Origin of the sequence: Phyllobacterium sp. P30BS-XVII (genome assembly GCF_014138335.1) — a bacterium.
GTDB lineage: Bacteria > Pseudomonadota > Alphaproteobacteria > Rhizobiales > Rhizobiaceae > Phyllobacterium > Phyllobacterium meliloti.
Genome location: NZ_JACGXO010000009.1, coordinates 101,196 through 116,646, shown reverse-complemented (window position 1 = coordinate 116,646; position 15,451 = coordinate 101,196). Strand labels below are relative to the sequence as shown.

Annotated in this window: 18 protein-coding genes; 12 read left to right on the top strand and 6 right to left on the bottom strand. The window is 56.4% G+C overall.

The genetic code is table 11. The features are described from left to right. Positions 1-9: 9 nt before the first annotated feature. From flgK to FHW17_RS21580, 12 genes are all read left to right on the top strand, one after another. Positions 10-1,482 carry a flagellar hook-associated protein FlgK gene (gene flgK / locus FHW17_RS21635; RefSeq protein WP_182510809.1) on the top strand — a complete coding sequence of 491 codons (1,473 nt, stop codon included), beginning with the start codon at positions 10-12 and terminating at the stop codon, positions 1,480-1,482. Positions 1,483-1,484: 2 nt separating this feature from the next. Beyond that, positions 1,485-2,534 (top strand): flagellar hook-associated family protein, encoded by a 1,050-nt coding sequence (locus FHW17_RS21630; RefSeq protein WP_182510808.1) that lies wholly within the window; start codon positions 1,485-1,487, stop codon positions 2,532-2,534. A gap of 51 nt (positions 2,535-2,585) precedes the next feature. Beyond that, complete coding sequence (flaF, locus tag FHW17_RS21625) at positions 2,586-2,930, top strand: flagellar biosynthesis regulator FlaF (protein WP_091885075.1); 345 nt, start codon at positions 2,586-2,588, stop codon at positions 2,928-2,930. 4 nt (positions 2,931-2,934) lie between these two features. Further along, complete coding sequence (flbT, locus tag FHW17_RS21620) at positions 2,935-3,375, top strand: flagellar biosynthesis repressor FlbT (protein ID WP_182510807.1); 441 nt, start codon at positions 2,935-2,937, stop codon at positions 3,373-3,375. Continuing rightward, entirely contained in the window at positions 3,372-3,770 is a 399-nt protein-coding gene (gene flgD, locus FHW17_RS21615; RefSeq protein ID WP_112525480.1) for a flagellar hook assembly protein FlgD, read from the top strand. The genes flbT and flgD overlap by 4 nt, the downstream gene beginning before the upstream one ends. A gap of 16 nt (positions 3,771-3,786) precedes the next feature. Beyond that, on the top strand, positions 3,787-4,053 hold the full coding sequence (locus FHW17_RS21610; protein ID WP_091885068.1) for a flagellar biosynthetic protein FliQ: 267 nt from the start codon (positions 3,787-3,789) through the stop codon (positions 4,051-4,053). Between the two features lie 676 nt (positions 4,054-4,729). Then, the gene (flhA, locus tag FHW17_RS21605) at positions 4,730-6,820 is read left to right on the top strand and encodes a flagellar biosynthesis protein FlhA (protein WP_182510806.1); all 2,091 of its coding nucleotides are present in this window, start codon (positions 4,730-4,732) and stop codon (positions 6,818-6,820) included. Positions 6,821-6,828: 8 nt separating this feature from the next. Beyond that, complete coding sequence (fliR, locus tag FHW17_RS21600) at positions 6,829-7,590, top strand: flagellar biosynthetic protein FliR (protein ID WP_112525486.1); 762 nt, start codon at positions 6,829-6,831, stop codon at positions 7,588-7,590. 1 nt (position 7,591) lies between these two features. Continuing rightward, positions 7,592-8,002 (top strand): hypothetical protein, encoded by a 411-nt coding sequence (locus FHW17_RS21595; RefSeq protein ID WP_182510805.1) that lies wholly within the window; start codon positions 7,592-7,594, stop codon positions 8,000-8,002. Positions 8,003-8,051: 49 nt separating this feature from the next. Beyond that, on the top strand, positions 8,052-8,624 hold the full coding sequence (locus tag FHW17_RS21590) for a rod-binding protein (protein ID WP_182510804.1): 573 nt from the start codon (positions 8,052-8,054) through the stop codon (positions 8,622-8,624). Between the two features lie 20 nt (positions 8,625-8,644). After that, the gene (locus tag FHW17_RS21585; protein ID WP_348643769.1) at positions 8,645-9,091 is read left to right on the top strand and encodes a flagellar protein FlgN; all 447 of its coding nucleotides are present in this window, start codon (positions 8,645-8,647) and stop codon (positions 9,089-9,091) included. Continuing rightward, positions 9,088-9,573: a hypothetical protein gene (locus FHW17_RS21580; protein ID WP_182510803.1), complete on the top strand. Its 486-nt coding sequence runs from the start codon at positions 9,088-9,090 to the stop codon at positions 9,571-9,573. The genes FHW17_RS21585 and FHW17_RS21580 overlap by 4 nt, the downstream gene beginning before the upstream one ends. A gap of 4 nt (positions 9,574-9,577) precedes the next feature. Here the strand turns inward: FHW17_RS21580 and FHW17_RS21575 are convergent, their stop codons facing one another. The 6 genes from FHW17_RS21575 to FHW17_RS21550 all read right to left on the bottom strand — a co-directional run bounded on the left by FHW17_RS21575 (position 9,578) and on the right by FHW17_RS21550 (position 15,151). Further along, complete coding sequence (locus FHW17_RS21575) at positions 9,578-9,919, bottom strand: PilZ domain-containing protein (protein WP_113096800.1); 342 nt, start codon at positions 9,917-9,919, stop codon at positions 9,578-9,580. Positions 9,920-10,114: 195 nt separating this feature from the next. Next, complete coding sequence (locus FHW17_RS21570; protein ID WP_182510802.1) at positions 10,115-11,380, bottom strand: ABC transporter substrate-binding protein; 1,266 nt, start codon at positions 11,378-11,380, stop codon at positions 10,115-10,117. 25 nt (positions 11,381-11,405) lie between these two features. Then, on the bottom strand, positions 11,406-12,242 hold the full coding sequence (locus FHW17_RS21565) for a carbohydrate ABC transporter permease (RefSeq protein ID WP_182510801.1): 837 nt from the start codon (positions 12,240-12,242) through the stop codon (positions 11,406-11,408). Beyond that, a complete protein-coding gene (locus FHW17_RS21560) occupies positions 12,239-13,177 on the bottom strand; it encodes a sugar ABC transporter permease (protein ID WP_112525497.1) in 939 nt (312 codons plus the stop codon). The genes FHW17_RS21565 and FHW17_RS21560 overlap by 4 nt, the downstream gene beginning before the upstream one ends. Then, positions 13,170-14,324: an ABC transporter ATP-binding protein gene (locus FHW17_RS21555; protein ID WP_182510800.1), complete on the bottom strand. Its 1,155-nt coding sequence runs from the start codon at positions 14,322-14,324 to the stop codon at positions 13,170-13,172. The genes FHW17_RS21560 and FHW17_RS21555 overlap by 8 nt, the downstream gene beginning before the upstream one ends. Beyond that, the gene (locus FHW17_RS21550; protein WP_112525501.1) at positions 14,321-15,151 is read right to left on the bottom strand and encodes a metallophosphoesterase; all 831 of its coding nucleotides are present in this window, start codon (positions 15,149-15,151) and stop codon (positions 14,321-14,323) included. Before FHW17_RS21550 ends, FHW17_RS21555 begins: the two co-directional genes overlap by 4 nt. Positions 15,152-15,451: the final 300 nt, after the last annotated feature.

Here is a 15,451-nt window from a genome sequence, read left to right as displayed (position 1 = left end):
ACCTAAGGCATGTCATTAACTTCGGCACTCCTTACCGCTCAGAGTGCTCTGACGACGACGTCGAAACAGACAGCGTTGGTATCCCGCAATATTGCGGGTGCCAACGACCCTAATTTTACGCGTCGCATTGGTTCAGTCGTCAGTGGTCCCAATGGATCAACCTATCTGTCGGTTCGCCGCTCGGCCGATGACGCGCTTCTGTCCAAATATATCGAGACCAACAGCCAGCTGGGAACGTCCAGTACGATGAAGAGCGGCCTCGACCGCTTGTCGGGCATCTATTCCGCCAACAATGCATCCGGTTCCCCAAGCGCTCTGCTGGGCGACCTGCGAGACTCGCTGCAGCAATATGCATCGCAGCCCGGCAATAACTCCGTGGGTGAAGCGGCTGTTTCCAAAGCCGTCAATCTCGCCAATGCCCTGAACAAGGGTTCGAACGAGATCCAGAAGCTGCGGCTGGATGCCGATGGCGACATCAATGATTCCGTCAAGAATATCAATTCGTTGCTGGCGACGTTCGAGGCGATCAATAACAAGGTGGTCAACGGAACCCGCTCCGGCGCTGACGTATCGGATTATCTCGACCAGCGTGATGGTTTGCTGAAGGAAATCTCCGGCGAGATCGGCATCACGACGATGGTGCGCGGCGACAATGATCTGGTCATTTTTGCCGAGTCCGGTGTAACCCTGTTCGAAGGATCGCCGCGCAAGGTCAGCTTCACACCGACGAGTGCTTTCGCAGCGGGTACAACGGGCAATCAGGTCTATGTGGATGGCGTGCCGCTATCGCATGATACATTCCAGCAGCCATTCGGAACGGGCCGTTTGAGCGGTCTGTTGCAATTGCGCGATCAGACGGCACCTGCCTATCAGAACCAGCTTGATGAAGTGGCGCGCAGCCTTGTCAGCATGTTCGCCGAGAAGGATCAGAAAAACCCGCCGACACTGCCGAATGTTCCAGGCCTCTTCACCTATTCCGGTGCGCCGGCGATGCCTGCGGATGGCACGATTTCACCAGGTATTGCCGGAACCATCAAGGTTTCCTCCGCCTATATCCTGTCGGAAGGCGGCAGCCCGACGCTGCTGCGCGATGGCGGCACCAATCCCGCCAACCCGGATTATGTGCAGAACACCGGTGGATCGGCTGGCTACTCCGCCCGTCTGCAGGGATTGATCGGGGCCATCAACGCGCCGCGCACTTACGACGCCAATGCGGGCATAAGCGGGCAGAAAAGCCTTCTGGATTATTCCGCCGCCTCGATCAGCTCGCTTGAAACCAAACGCAAATCTGTCACCGAAACCAACACCTATAATGGCGTGCTGGCATCGCGTGCAGAGGACGCCATTTCCAATGCATCCGGCGTGAATATCGATGTCGAGATGCAATCGATGCTCGAACTTGAACATTCCTATCAGGCATCGGCGCGCATTTTGTCCGCCGTGGATGCCATGTTGAACGAACTCTTGAACGCGGTGAAATAGCGATGAAGACCCAGTCCATTTCATCCTACATGCTGGCCAATTCGACCCGCAACATTCTGGCGAAAGCACAGGCGGATCTTATCAAGGCAAAGGAAGAGGCCACGACAGGCTTTGTCTCCGATACGGGCCTTGCGCTTGGCAGCCGCACCGGCCAGTCGATTTCACTGCGCAAGGAATATGACCGGCTGACAGTCCTTACCGAGACCAACAATCTCATTGGCCAGCGCATGACGACCTCGCAGAATGCCCTTGGCAATCTCGTCAAGAATGCGACGGATTTTCTGGGCACCGTCACAGCCCTGCGCGGTTCGGCTGATGGTCATTCAGTTGCGGCCGATAAGGCGAAGAGCGGCTTGCAGACAACAACAGGCCTCGCCAATACCAACTATAATGGCGAGTATGTTTTTGCCGGTGTGAATACCGATGTGCAGCCGATGGATGACTACTATGCCGCCGGTAATCCAGCGCGGGCGGCGATCCAGACTGCTTTTCAGACCCAGTTCGGTTTCCCAATGACCGATCCGCAGGTCAAGAATATCACCGCCGATCAGATGAAGAGCTTTCTCGACACGACCATGACGGCACAGTTCAGCGCGGGTTCGTGGTCCAATAATTGGTCGTCGGCGTCCGATACGCTGGTCAAGAGCCGGATTGCACCGACGGAACTGGCCGAGACGTCCGTCAGCGCCAACAATGCCGGCTTCCGGCAATTGGCCATGAGTTACACCATGGTGGCCGAACTTGGAAATATCGGTTTGAGTCAGGGTGCTTTTGATGCTGTCATGGACAAGGCGATTTCCACAACGAGCCAAAGCGTCTCATCGCTGACGAGCGCCCAGTCCTTCCTTGGCGATGCGCAGGCCCGGACCAAGGATGCAACGGACCGTTTGACCGTGCAGATCAAGGTCCTCAACAGTTCGGTTCTCGATCTTGAAGCCGTTGACCCTTACGAGGCGGCCAACCGTGTGACCGCGCTGACAACCCAGATCGAGGCGTCCTACGCCCTGACTGTCAAGTTGCAGAGCCTGAGCCTGCTCAACTATCTGAAATAATCGCAACGTGCGCGGCTCGCGCGCCCGTTCCCGTCGATACCGGAAAGACACATGTACCAGGCCCGATACAACGACATTATGGACGACGGCGCAGAGAGCGCCAAGGAGCGCGAACGCTCGCTGTTCGACCAGTCGATCCTGATGCTGGAGGAAGCGCGCGACGAGGGCGAATATTCCTTCAAAGCCATTGAGGCGGTGCATTTTACCTCCCGGCTCTGGGTGATTGTGATTGAGGATCTCGGCAGTCCCGAAAATGGCCTGCCGCAGCAATTGCGTGCCTCGTTAATTTCGATCGGTATTTACATTCTGAAGGAGCTTGAAGCTATCCGGCAGGGCAGTTCGGTCGATTATGATGGCATCATCGAGATCACCAGAACCATTCGTGACGGGATCTGACATCATGAAAATTACCCTGCGTGCCGGTGAAAAGGTCTATATCAACGGCGCTATTCTGAGTGCGGACCGAAAAGTCTCCCTCGAGTTTCTCAATGACGTTACTTTCCTGCTCGAAAGTCATGTGCTGCAGGCAAGTGAAACGACAACGCCGCTGCGTCAGCTCTATTATGCGGCGCAGATCATGCTGATCAATCCGCTGATCAGGCATGAAGCAAACATCGCCTTCAAGCGTATGCTGGGAAATCTGCTGGCAACGTTTGAAAACCAGCTGATGCTGAAGGAACTGAAGCTGATCGATGAGATCGTCTGTAATGACCGGGTGTTTGAGGCACTCAAGGCCATACGTTCGCTCTATCCGCTGGAAGCGCAAATTCTGTCCGGCGATCTGGACACCATCCATCCCACCCATTCGGACCAGCCAAACAGGCCGGAGGCAATCGCATGACCACTACTCCTCCCGTCGGATCATCAACCGGCAACACACCGGACACGTCCAAAGCGGGCGGCCCGAGTGTCGACTATCAATCCTTTCTCAAACTGCTCGTCGCGCAGATGAAGAATCAGGACCCGACCCAGCCCATGGACGGCACGCAATATGTGGCGCAGCTGGCGCAGTTCTCCAATGTTGAACAGTCGACATTGATGAACAAGAAACTGGATCAGATTCTGGCAAGCTCTTCGCTGTCGCAGGCTGACGGCATTATCGGCAGAACCGTCACGAGCGCCGATGGCAAAGTCACCGGCGTGGTGGAATCGGTCAAGATCTACAGCGATGGCATGATTGCCAAGCTGAAGGGCGGTGCCGAATTGCCTGTTACCGCCGGCATCGTCATCAGTTGATCGCCAGCAGCCAATCATGAATGAGGCCGATGCACTCGACATCATCAACCAGGCGATCTGGACGGTGATTGTCGCTTCCGGCCCGGCGGTCGGCGCTGCCATGCTGGCAGGCGTCTGTATCGCGCTGTTTCAGGCCCTGACGCAAATTCAGGAAGTAACATTGACCTTCGTGCCGAAGATCATTGTGATCCTCGCTGTGCTTGCACTGACGGCGCCCTTTGTCGGCTCGCAGATCAATACGCTTACACTGCTGACTTATTCACGCATTGAAAAGGGTTTTTGAGCTTTCGCATTGCGGTAAAGGAATTACCCCCCTCTGCCCTGTCGGGCAGAGTGGGGTGAGCACGCGCCACCCAAACCACCATTCTCAAAAAAACACCGCCAACTTATCCACGTTTCTCCAACGTCGCTTATTCTGATGGGGTCCTTTCCGGCGGGAATGCTTCCGGAAACTATTCGAAGTCAGGAAAGGACCGGCGCTTCTGTTTGCGGGTGGTAGTCCCGCAGACCGGAGAGGTTCCGCTCTTATGCCGGTACTGAGCCTGACAGCCAGGAAACCGGTGAAGAACGGGAACACAAATCGCCGGGGCGGGTGGTCCGAGGGATCGTAAACACCGCAACACCAACCAAAGACTTCAGCGCTCCCGATGGACCGCCCGTCTTTCCCACTTTTTCAATGGCCAGACGCGAAAGCGGGTGTGGCAACGGGGAAGTACAATCTGGTTGGCTGCAAATCCATTGTTGCGCCCTTCGACAGGCTCAGGATGAGGGAGGCTGAGGATTGCAATGCACATCGACAATTCTGCAGAACTTGACTCCCTGCATCCACACTCTCCCTCATGGTGAGCTTGTCGAACCACGAACCACGCAAATCCAGTTTTGCAAAGCACGGACAACATCCCCGCTTTGGCTTCGCGTAAGCTTCGCTCCCTATGCTCCAACGATCATAGGAGAATGCCGTGCAACAGGCCGCCGTCAAAAAACTGGGAGACAAGGGTTATCTGACCGGCAGTGATGTCGGGCTGGCGCTCGGCATCGTCGTTATCCTGACCGTGCTCTTCCTGCCCGTATCGCCGGTTGTTCTTGATATTGGCCTCGCATTTTCCATCGCGCTGTCAGTTCTCATCCTCATGGTGTCGCTGTGGATTCAGCGCCCGCTCGATTTCTCGGCCTTTCCGACGGTTCTGCTGATTGCCACCATGATGCGCCTGTCGCTCAACATCGCGACAACCCGCGTCATCCTCACCCATGGTGATGAGGGCTATGCGGCGGCGGGGCAGGTTATTCACGGCTTTTCCCAGTTCGTCATGGGCGGTGATTTCGTCATCGGTCTTGTGGTCTTTGCCATCCTGATCATCGTCAACTTTCTCGTCATCACCAAGGGCGCAACGCGTATCGCGGAAGTTGGCGCACGTTTTACGCTTGATGCCATTCCCGGCAAGCAGATGGCGATTGATGCGGACCTGTCATCCGGCTTGATTGACGAGAAAGAGGCGCAGCATCGCCGCCGCGAACTGGAGGAAGAAAGCGCCTTCTTCGGATCGATGGATGGTGCGTCAAAGTTCGTGCGCGGCGATGCGATTGCCGGTCTTATCATCACCGCCGTCAATATTTTCGGCGGTATCATCATCGGCGTTACCCGCCACGGCATGGAAGTGGGTCAGGCGGCTGACGTCTTCACCAAACTTTCGGTTGGTGATGGTCTGGTTACGCAGATTCCGGCGCTGATCGTATCGCTTGCCGCGGGCCTGCTTGTTTCCAAAGGCGGCACACGCGGCTCCACTGACAAGGCTGTTTTCGGCCAGCTCGGAGCCTATCCAAAGGCGTTATTCGTGGCGGCGCTGCTGCTGTTCGTGCTTGGCGTCCTGCCCGGTCTGCCCGCCTTTCCATTCTTCATTCTCGCGCTCGGCCTTGTTGCCATCGGCATTTCGGTTCCGCGCAAACTTGCACGCGTGGCAGCAGCCGCATTGGCCGATGATGCCCAGAAAAAGAAAGCGGCAGAGGACGAGGACCGCAACTCTGTCCGCGCTTCACTCGAAACGGCACAGATTGAGCTTTGTCTGGGCAAGCAGCTGTCGACACGCCTGATGGCCTCGCAGCTGGAACTTGCGCACCGTGTCAACAAGATGCGCAAGAAGTTTGCCACGGAGTATGGCTTTGTCGTGCCGGAGATCAAGGTCACGGATGATTTTCTCATTCCGCCAAAGGTCTATCGCATCAAGATCCATGGCACTGTTGTTGTCTCGCAGGAACTGCGCGTCGGCGAAATCATGGTTATTCCCGGTGATCGCCCGATCCCCGAAATTCCGGGTGAAGAGGTGAGGGAGCCCGCCTTTGGCATGAAGGCCTATTCGGTGCCGGAAACCTTTGCCGCTGACCTTAAGCGCGACAATTACATGACCGTCGACAATCTTTCCGTGATGCTCACGCACCTCAGCGAGATCGTCCGCAACAATCTGGCGCAGCTTCTGTCCTATAAGGATATGCGCGCGCTGCTGGACAGGCTCGGCCCTGAATATCGCAAGCTGCTTGACGATATCTGCCCCGCCCATCTTTCCTATTCGGGCCTGCAGGCGGTGCTCAAGCTGCTATTGTCGGAGCGGGTTTCCATCCGCAATCTCAATCTCATTCTTGAAGCCATTGCCGAAGTCGCGCCGCATATCCGCCGTTCGGAAATGATCGTGGAGCACGTCCGCATGCGCATGTCACAGCAGATTTGCGGGGACCTTGCGGATAATGGCGTGCTCAGCGTCCTGCGTCTTGGCAATCGCTGGGACATGGTTTTCCATCAGAGCCTCAAGCGCGATGCCAAGGGTGATATCATCGAATTTGATATTGACCCGCGTCTGCTTGAACAGTTTGGCACCGAAGCCAGCACGGCAATCCGCAAACATCTGGATGCGGGGGAACGTTTCGTGCTCGTCGCATCGCCGGAAGCGCGGCCCTATATCCGCATGATCATCGAAAGGCTGTTTGCCACGCTTTCCGTGTTGTCCCATGTGGAGATTGCCCGCGGCGTCGAAGTGCGTTCGCTCGGAACGATCTCGTGAGGCTTTGATTGATGCTGCAGAATCTGGCGCTCAGCGACATGGTGATCGCCGCCTTTCTGGTCTTTGCCCGCGTCGGGGCGTGCCTGCTGATTATGCCCGGTATTTCCAGCCCGCGCATTCCGTTGCAGGTCAGGCTTTTTCTCGCTCTCGCCTGTTCACTGATGGTCGTGCCGCTCGTGCTCAAGCAGGTAACACCCGCGGCCAATGCCGCACCGCTCGTGCTGATGCGCATCATCGTCATCGAAGCCATTGTCGGCGCGCTGATCGGCATACTGGCACGCATGTATTTCTGGGCTCTGCAGTTCATGGCCAACACCATTGCCATGGCGACAGGCTATTCCGGCGCTCCGGGGGCGGGTATTGAATCCGAAGAACCGCAGGCGGCGATTGCCACCATCGTTACTTTCTCGGCCCTGCTGATGTTCTTCGTCATGGACCTGCATCTTGAAGTGCTGCGTGCCTTGCTCTCATCCTATTCGGCTATCCCTGTTGATGGGGTTTTCCAGCCAGCAACCGCCATGGTCAATCTGACCGATACACTGTCCAAAGCCTTCTTCAGCACCATTCGCATTGCGGCACCCTTCATTGTCTTTGCGGTTGTCGTGAACATTGCCGTTGGCCTCATCAACAAGCTGACCCCGACAATCCCTGTCTATTTCATCTCCATGCCGTTCGTGCTCGCGGGCGGTTTGATGCTTCTCTATTTCACTATGCCCGATCTGCTCCGGTTCTTTACCAGCGAGACCGGCAGCTATCTCAGGAACTTTTGACATGGCCAGCGGATCAGGATCGCGCACCTCGCTTCAGGCAATGATCAAACTGCAGGGCCTGACCAAGGCCCGGCATGAGATGGAGCTTTCGCGGCTGACGGCACAATTTCTGGCGATTGACGCGGAAAACGTGGCTCTCTTCAAAATGCAGAATGATCGCTTCGAAAATGGCGGGGGTATCGTTCCCGCCGATCTCATTATGAAGCGGCTTGAAACCAACAAGGCAAAACAGGCTGATCTGTCCGAACGGATGACCTTTGAAAAGCGCGATCTGCTGATGGTTTCACGCACGCTGGATATATTGCGCGATCGTCTTCGTCAGCTGGAACAGGATATGGAGCGAATCGCTGCGGCTGACGAAATCCAGGAATATGTCATCCATACAATCGCTGGCGGCACAAGCCTCCCGTAAGTTTGGGCAGGTAAGGTGGAAAGCATGAAACACGATGGGACAATGACTGATGGCCATTAATCCACCTTCTGATCTGGTGCTGGATGTTGCCAATGCAGCAGATCCGGCAACCTTGCAGGCTTCTGTCGAAAAACTTCGCAGCCTTGCCGCTGCGCGTGTCGAAGCCCAGACGCGGCTTTCGCGCGAGACATTTGCATCGATACAACAGGCGGGTACTCCAACGGTTTCCATTGGCAGCACACATGCAACCGACAAGCAGAATGCCGCCTACAAGAAGTTTGAATCATTCATGCTGCAATCCTTTGTCGAGTCCATGTTTACAGGCGACAATCAGGCCGTGTTCGGTCAGGGCATTGCCGGGGATTACTGGAAATCGATGATGTCAGAGGCAGTGGCCAAGAAGATGGCCGATGCCGGTGGTATTGGTGTGGCGAAGATGCTGGAACAGCAGAGCGCCAAGAAAGCGAAAAACGAGGCAGCGAGTGAAACGCCCGCTGTATCAGGCAATCAAAGTCTCACTCAAAAACAGGACTCAAATGTCATTTTGTACCAGATCGAACGGCAACTCATTCACAAGCAATTGAAAACGACGAAACCTGTTGAAGATATCAGACAGGGCTGAGGCCGCCAGGATTGGAGGAAATGAATATGGATGTAGTCAACGACAATGAAGAGCATGGCGCGGTGATCGAGCACGCTCCGCTTGAAGCCGAGCAGATTGAGCCTGCGCTTGAGCCCGTTCTCTTTGCGATCAAGCGTCTGGAAGAAGTGGTTGAGCGCGAAACCCAGTTGCTGCTTGATGGTGAAACGATTGATCTTGCCGAGATCAATTCGCACAAGAGCCGTGGCCTGCGCGACTTCAACAAGGCGATGAATAAAGCCGCGAAAACGGCGGGGATACCGGCGTTGAAGTCACTTCAGCCTATGCTTGATGCGCTGCGGCAGAAGCTGGATCGCAATTGTGATGCCATCAAGCTGCATCTGCGCGCCGTGACGGAGCTGACCGGCCTCATCCGCGATGCGCTTGAAACGCAGGAAGCCGATGGCACCTATACGGCCCAGCAAATGAGGAACGGGCAGGGCGCATGATCCGCATTGTCCTGATCGGTCTGTGGATATGCGGCGTTGCGCTGGGATCGCTGTATTTTGCCGTATGGCAGAATTCGGCGACGGCGGCCATCTCATCCCAGAGCAAGGACATGCTCGATTTCGGCAAGACGGATGTCTTCAGCGTCCCGATTATTCTCGACGGCACGGTGGAAGGCTATATCGTTGTGCAGCTCGGCTATACGCTGGACAGCCGCGTGAAAGCCTCTGTAACGGTGCCGGTCGGACCGTTTATCAATGATGAAGTGTTCCGCCAGTTCTACGGCCACTTTTCCGATGTGAAAAATGTGCAGAAGGTTGAATTTGCCAGCGTCAAGCAATCAGTGATTGACGGCGTTAACGCGAAATTCCCGGAACCTCTGGTGCGCGACCTGCTTGTCGAGCAATTCAACTACATAACGGCCAAGGAAATCCGCGACCAGAACACGAAGGGCCTGCCGCGCCAGACGCCACCCGCGCCATGATCAATCAGAGCGAATAGTATTTTCCGGCGAGCGCGCTCAGCACAGCCGCGCTTAGCGGCGTCACATTTGTATCCTCGATGAAGCGCACGCCGTAATCCCCGTCCTTGTGCCAGACGATTTCAGTCATCAGTGCGCCGCGATGCTGATCGTCAAACAGCCAGAACCGGTTAGGGACCGTGCAAGGCCCAACGGTTCTGATCCGTGCCCCGCCACCGGCGATATTATGGAAATGGCATTCGGTCAGAAACTGGCCGTCAAGCGTCGCAAGCTTTCCCGAGCGCAGGCGTGTGCGCTTGCGTTCCTGAATACGCTTTTCCGTCTTGTAGCCGGAATCTGTTGGTGGCATCGATGGTCGGTCCAGCAAGGATTGATAGATCGGCGCGAGCATATGTCTGTGTCACATATCTCCAACCGGTGGTTGTCCTTGATGGTCATAGTCTCAAACCATTGCAAAACCGTTATACGGCATTTCATGTTGGGCAGGGTGGGTATTCGTTGTCCCGCTGGTTTGGCGGGACAACGGATAAGAATTGTACAATGCTCAGCGGCGCGGCAGGAGCTTCTGAACTTCGTCAGCGGCGTTGTTCAGGGCTTCTTCCGGTGTGGCCGACTGTTCGACAACACGCGACAGATTGTCGACAATGGTCTGCGTTACCTTCACGCCGTTTGTACCGGGGAACGCATACCAGGGGATCATCCGGTTCATCTGGTTGAGGCCAGCCTGAAACAGCGGGTTCTGCTTGTAGAAATCGCCAAGATATTCCGGTGACTTTGCGGCAAGCTCATTGTTGGGAACATAACCGGTGCCGGGAACCACAACCGATGCGCCAAAGGGTCCGGCGGCAAACTTGGCAAATTTCCATGCGGCCTGCTGCTTGGCTGCATCCTTGGTGAGGACCACGACAGCGTTGCCACCGGTTGGCAGATGGCCTTTTTCCGGGTTGAGCAGCGGCAATGGTCCGGTGCGCATATCAAACTTGCTGCCGACATTCTTGATGGTGTTGCGCAGTGCGCCCGTTGTCTGGAAAGCGAAGCCCACCTTACCGGCAACAAAGGCCTGTTCGCCCGCCTGCTTGGTCAAAACAGGCATGCCACCTTCCTTGACCAGACGGCTTACGAGATTGAAGGCGGCAATGCCTTCCGGACCATTGAATGCGACCTTCTTCTCGTCAGGTGAAAGCATCGTACCACCGGCACCGAAAAGCAGCGCCGAGAACATCCAGTCGTCGCCCTGCCAGCGGAAGTCGATACCCTCATTGCCATTGCCAAGTGCTTTGACCTTGGCGCCGAGTGCAATCACTTCATCCCATGTCTTTGGTGGCTGGTCCGGATTGCCGCCGGCCTGCCGGATAAGATCGGCATTGTAATACATGATCGGATTGGAGGTGGCGAAGGCGAGGCCGACCTGCTGATCGCCAACCTGGGCAAGGCGCAGGATATTGTCGCTGAAACCCTGAGCGGCCATATCAGCCTCCTTGGCGATCAGCGGCTTCATGTCGATATTGACCCCGCGCTCGGCAATCATGCGCAGACGATTGAGACCGATGAAGGTGACGTCAGGCATTTCAGCGGTACCGGCCTGGCGCAGGATCGTCTGGATGCCCTCTTCATAGGTGGCCGATGGGCTGACGAAGCTGATCTTGATATCAGGGTTTTCTTCCATGAACTTCTTGGAGATGACGTCCATCACATCCTTGAAGAAACCCGGCATTGGGTAGTGTACGTTCAGGGTCGTCTCCGCCAAAGCGGGAGCACAGAACGCGGTGGCGATTGCGGCTGCCGCAATCGTCTTTCGGAAGAAGCTCATTATTATCTCCTGGTCTTGGGAACAGTCAGCCTTTGAGGCCGGTGAGGGTTATGCCTTCGATGAAACGCCGCTGTGCCAGCAGGAAAGCTGCGACGAGCGGCAGGGTGATGATGAGGGTTGCGGCCATCAGCGCCCCGTAATCGTCGCCCGCTTCCGCCGCGCGGAAGAACAGCAGCCCGAGAGGCGGGGTTGCGCGTTCGGTGCCGGTGATGACGATGAGCGGCCAGAACAGATCGTTCCAGTGGGCAACCAACGAGAAGATCGCAAAGGCTGTGACTGCGGGCCATGCGTTGGGAACAATTACCCTGTTGACGATGGCGAGTTCCGACATGCCATCGAGACGGGCAGCGGCAATCAGATCATCCGGCATGGAGCGGAAGAATTGCAGGAACAGGAAGATACCGAAGACCGAGATGAAGAACGGCGCCGACAGGGCAAAATAGCTGTTCAGCATGCCGACCTTGTTCAACGCAACGTAAATAGGCAGGGCGGTTGCATGAATGGGGATGAGCAGCCCGAGCATGACAAGGGTCATCATGGTTTGCGCAGCACGGAACCGTAGCTTTGCCATGGCATAGGCGCAGGGAATGGCGATGACCACCTGAAAGAAGAAGATCAGGCCACACACGACCAATCCATTCCACAGAAGCAGGCCCATCGGAACCCGGGTGAAGGCCTTGGCGAGATTTTCCCACAGCGCCCAGTGCTGCGGCAGCAATGTCAGCGTCGAAGAGAATATTTCTTCGCGGGATTTGGCGGCGGTGGAGATCATCCAGATATAGGGGGCAAGGAAGACGAGTGCTCCCGCCGACAGGATGCCAAGGCGCAGATTGCGCATGGAAAGGAGTGCGGTGCTACTCATGTGTAATGCACCTTCTTGTCGAGAACACGGTACTGGATGAGCATCAGGACGATGAGGAAGGCGAGGAAGATCACGGTCATGGCGGAGGCATAGCCGACGCGCAGATAGACAAATCCCTCCTGATAGATGGTCCAGAGGAGGACTTCCGACGCTTTGTTCGGGCCGCCTTCGGTCAAGGTCTTGACGGTCTCGAACACCTTCACCGCATTGATCACACTGATTGTTGTGACGAACAGGGTTGTCGGTCCGAGCATGGGCCATGTGACAAGGCGAAAGCGCTCCCAGCTGCTCTTGGCGCCATCAACTTCCGAGGCGGCGTAAAGCTCACGGGGGATTGCCGTGAGGCCCGCCAGAAACAGCACCATGTTGAATCCGACCGACTGCCAGATACCGATGATCGCCAGGCTGATGAGTACCGTACTGCTGCTGCCAAGCCAGTTTGGACCGGCAATACCGAGCATTGACAACATGGCATTCACGGGGCCGATGGTCGGATGCAGCAGATATTGAAACACGGTGGCCATGGCGACCAGCAGGGAAGCGACGGGGAGGAAATAGACGGTACGGAAAAAGGCCCGCCCGCGTGTTTCACTCTCGATCAGCAGGGCCACGCCAAGGCCGATGAACACGGAAAAGGGTGTGACAATGGCCGTATAGACAGCGGTGTTCTTGAGCGAAATCAGAAACGTCCGGTCACTGAAAAGCTCGATGTAATTGTTGAGCCCGATAAATTGGAAGTCATCATAGCCCAGCTCGTAATTTGTCAGGCTGAAAACAAAGACAGCAAGTGTCGGCAGCAATATCAGGGCGAAGATAAGAATGATTGCCGGAGCCGCCAGCTGCCATGCCACGCGCTCCTCGCGTTTTGCAGCACGGATGGCGGCCTGTCTTGCCGTGGGGCGGGGAAGGTTGGCGTCGACAGCTATCTCACGCATCGACGGCAACCCTCACCGGATTGCGCAGCGGAACGCGCAAGCCATCGTCGCCGAAGACAAGACAGGCATCCTTGTCAACCTGCAGCATAACCGGCGACCCGCCAGCAAGGTGCGCGACATCGGCAGGTGCGGCCTTGACGACAATACCATCCTCGGTGCCCAATACATCCGTTGTGACCAGCACTTCCGAGCCAAGGAACTCCAGCCGCGAAACCGTAGCGGCGATACCCTCTGCACTTTGCGGTTTGAGCCTGATGCGCTCCGGCCTGATCCCAAGCCGAATCGCAGTTCCCACTGGGCCCGTAACCCCTTCGATCATGGACTTACCGCCGAAAAACACCCTGCCATTTTCAGATGTAACGGCGTTGATGATGTTGATACGCGGACTGCCAACGAATTTTGCCACTTCGATATGGCGTGGATCGTCATAGATTTGCGCAGGCGAAGCAAACTGCAGCACCTTGCCACCCATCATGACCGCAACCCGGTCAGCCATGCTGAGCGCTTCGGACTGATCATGGGTAACGTAAATGGTTGGAACGCCGGTGCGCCGATGCAGGTCGACGATCTCGGCGCGTGTATGCACCCGCAGATTGGCGTCAAGATTGGAAAGCGGCTCATCCATCAGGAAGACGCCGGGCTGGCGCACAAGCGCCCGTGCCAGCGCCACACGCTGCCGCTGCCCGCCGGACATCTGTCCGGGCTTCCGATCAAGCAGATGATCAATCTTGAGGCTGGTGGCTGTGGTCAATACCTGTTGTTTGATGGCAGCTTGCGTTGCCGCGCGGCCCGCCATGAAGCGACCAAGAAACGGCATCCGCTGCAGGGTGGAAAGCTTGCGCATGGCCAGCGGCACCGCAATGTTCTGTTCTGCGGTCAAATGCGGGTAGAGGGCATAGGACTGGAAGACCATCGACACGTTGCGGTCGGCAGGATGCTCCGCCGTAATCTCGCGCTCCCCCATCCAGATGCTGCCGGTATCGCCGTGATCAAGACCGGCGGCAATGCGCAGCAAGGTGCTCTTGCCGCAGCCTGATGGCCCGACCAGTGCTATGAATTCACCGTCCTCGGCTTCAATGCTGACATCGTCAAGAATGCTGTTGGAGCCATAGGATTTGGAGATATTTCTCAGGGCAAACGCGCTCATGCGGCACTCTCCGGTGCTTTAGGCGCACGCGGATAGACCTCTTCGATAACGTCATCGAGGACAAAGCGGGACAAGGTATCAATTTCGACAATCTCGGTTTTAACCGTATCGGTCAGTGTATGGATCGCTGCACCGAGAATGCGCTTGCCGGGCATATCCGGCACCATATCCCCGACGGTGAAGGAAGAGGCCGGTGCCCAGACAAGGCTGGTGCCATTGTGCGCGCCTTGCCATGCGCAATGCAGATGTCCGCTGGCATGCAGAGCCACATCATATTCCGCAAAAAGCGCCAGAAGCTTCTTGCGCGGGGCAGGACGGACGCTCCAATAGCCAGTCTCGCCTTCATCGGCAGTATCAACAAAAAGCGGCTTGTGCGCGAAGACGGCAATGCGGCGGTCCGCTGCTTCGTCGAGCACATCTTCAAGCCAGTCAAATTGCGCTGCCTCCTCCAGACTATCATTGCCCAGAATGAGGCTGTTGAGGCCCACCAGCCGCCAACCATCCACATCATGAAACCAGCGGTCGGGTCCGACCATTTCGCGCCAGCGGTCAATCCGTGTCGCGTTAACAGGTTGGGGGCTTGCGGGCATGTGGCCGATATCGTGATTGCCGGGCAGGCTCAGAACCGGAGCGGTAAGCTCGTTGAGCAACCTGACGGAAAAGGCAAGGTCGTCCTCAATATCCGCGCCATCGATGGAAAGGTCCCCCGTATGGATAATCAGATCCGGTTTCTGGTCTGTCACCCATTGCGCCAGTGGCGCCCAATTCGGATTGAAGTGTTCCTTGCCGGGGCTGAGGTGCGTGTCGGTAATCTGGATGATCTTCACGGGATATCTCTTTCATAAAATCAAATACGGGGCATCTGAAAATCGGACGTCGGTTATGTGCATAGCTGTGCGAAGCCAAGCCGCTCGAACGATCTGGCGTTGAGCCTTCATAGGCCTGGTCTGTGACGTCAGCGTTTCAGGCTGGTGACAGTTCAATGAACGTATCTGCGGTTGCGGGAGGTATTTGACAGAAACGGCGGGCGCGCTTGCAGCCCATAAAAGCGGTGAACAATTGCATTGTTCACCATAAATATTTACACCTTATCAACCTCGGTCTCCATAGTCTGAGCGCGTGCCCGG

Coding starts and splice junctions, on each gene's coding strand:
- FHW17_RS21560 (WP_112525497.1), bottom strand. CDS start 13,177: ATGCGTGAGATAGCTGTCGACGCCAACCTTCCCCGCCCCACGGCAAGA.
- FHW17_RS21565 (WP_182510801.1), bottom strand. CDS start 12,242: ATGAGTAGCACCGCACTCCTTTCCATGCGCAATCTGCGCCTTGGCATC.
- FHW17_RS21590 (WP_182510804.1), top strand. CDS start 8,052: ATGGCCATTAATCCACCTTCTGATCTGGTGCTGGATGTTGCCAATGCA.
- FHW17_RS21595 (WP_182510805.1), top strand. CDS start 7,592: ATGGCCAGCGGATCAGGATCGCGCACCTCGCTTCAGGCAATGATCAAA.
- FHW17_RS21630 (WP_182510808.1), top strand. CDS start 1,485: ATGAAGACCCAGTCCATTTCATCCTACATGCTGGCCAATTCGACCCGC.
- flbT (WP_182510807.1), top strand. CDS start 2,935: ATGAAAATTACCCTGCGTGCCGGTGAAAAGGTCTATATCAACGGCGCT.
- FHW17_RS21575 (WP_113096800.1), bottom strand. CDS start 9,919: ATGCCACCAACAGATTCCGGCTACAAGACGGAAAAGCGTATTCAGGAA.
- FHW17_RS21555 (WP_182510800.1), bottom strand. CDS start 14,324: ATGAGCGCGTTTGCCCTGAGAAATATCTCCAAATCCTATGGCTCCAAC.
- flgK (WP_182510809.1), top strand. CDS start 10: ATGTCATTAACTTCGGCACTCCTTACCGCTCAGAGTGCTCTGACGACG.
- FHW17_RS21570 (WP_182510802.1), bottom strand. CDS start 11,380: ATGAGCTTCTTCCGAAAGACGATTGCGGCAGCCGCAATCGCCACCGCG.
- FHW17_RS21610 (WP_091885068.1), top strand. CDS start 3,787: ATGAATGAGGCCGATGCACTCGACATCATCAACCAGGCGATCTGGACG.
- flaF (WP_091885075.1), top strand. CDS start 2,586: ATGTACCAGGCCCGATACAACGACATTATGGACGACGGCGCAGAGAGC.
- FHW17_RS21580 (WP_182510803.1), top strand. CDS start 9,088: ATGATCCGCATTGTCCTGATCGGTCTGTGGATATGCGGCGTTGCGCTG.
- FHW17_RS21585 (WP_348643769.1), top strand. CDS start 8,645: ATGAATATGGATGTAGTCAACGACAATGAAGAGCATGGCGCGGTGATC.
- flgD (WP_112525480.1), top strand. CDS start 3,372: ATGACCACTACTCCTCCCGTCGGATCATCAACCGGCAACACACCGGAC.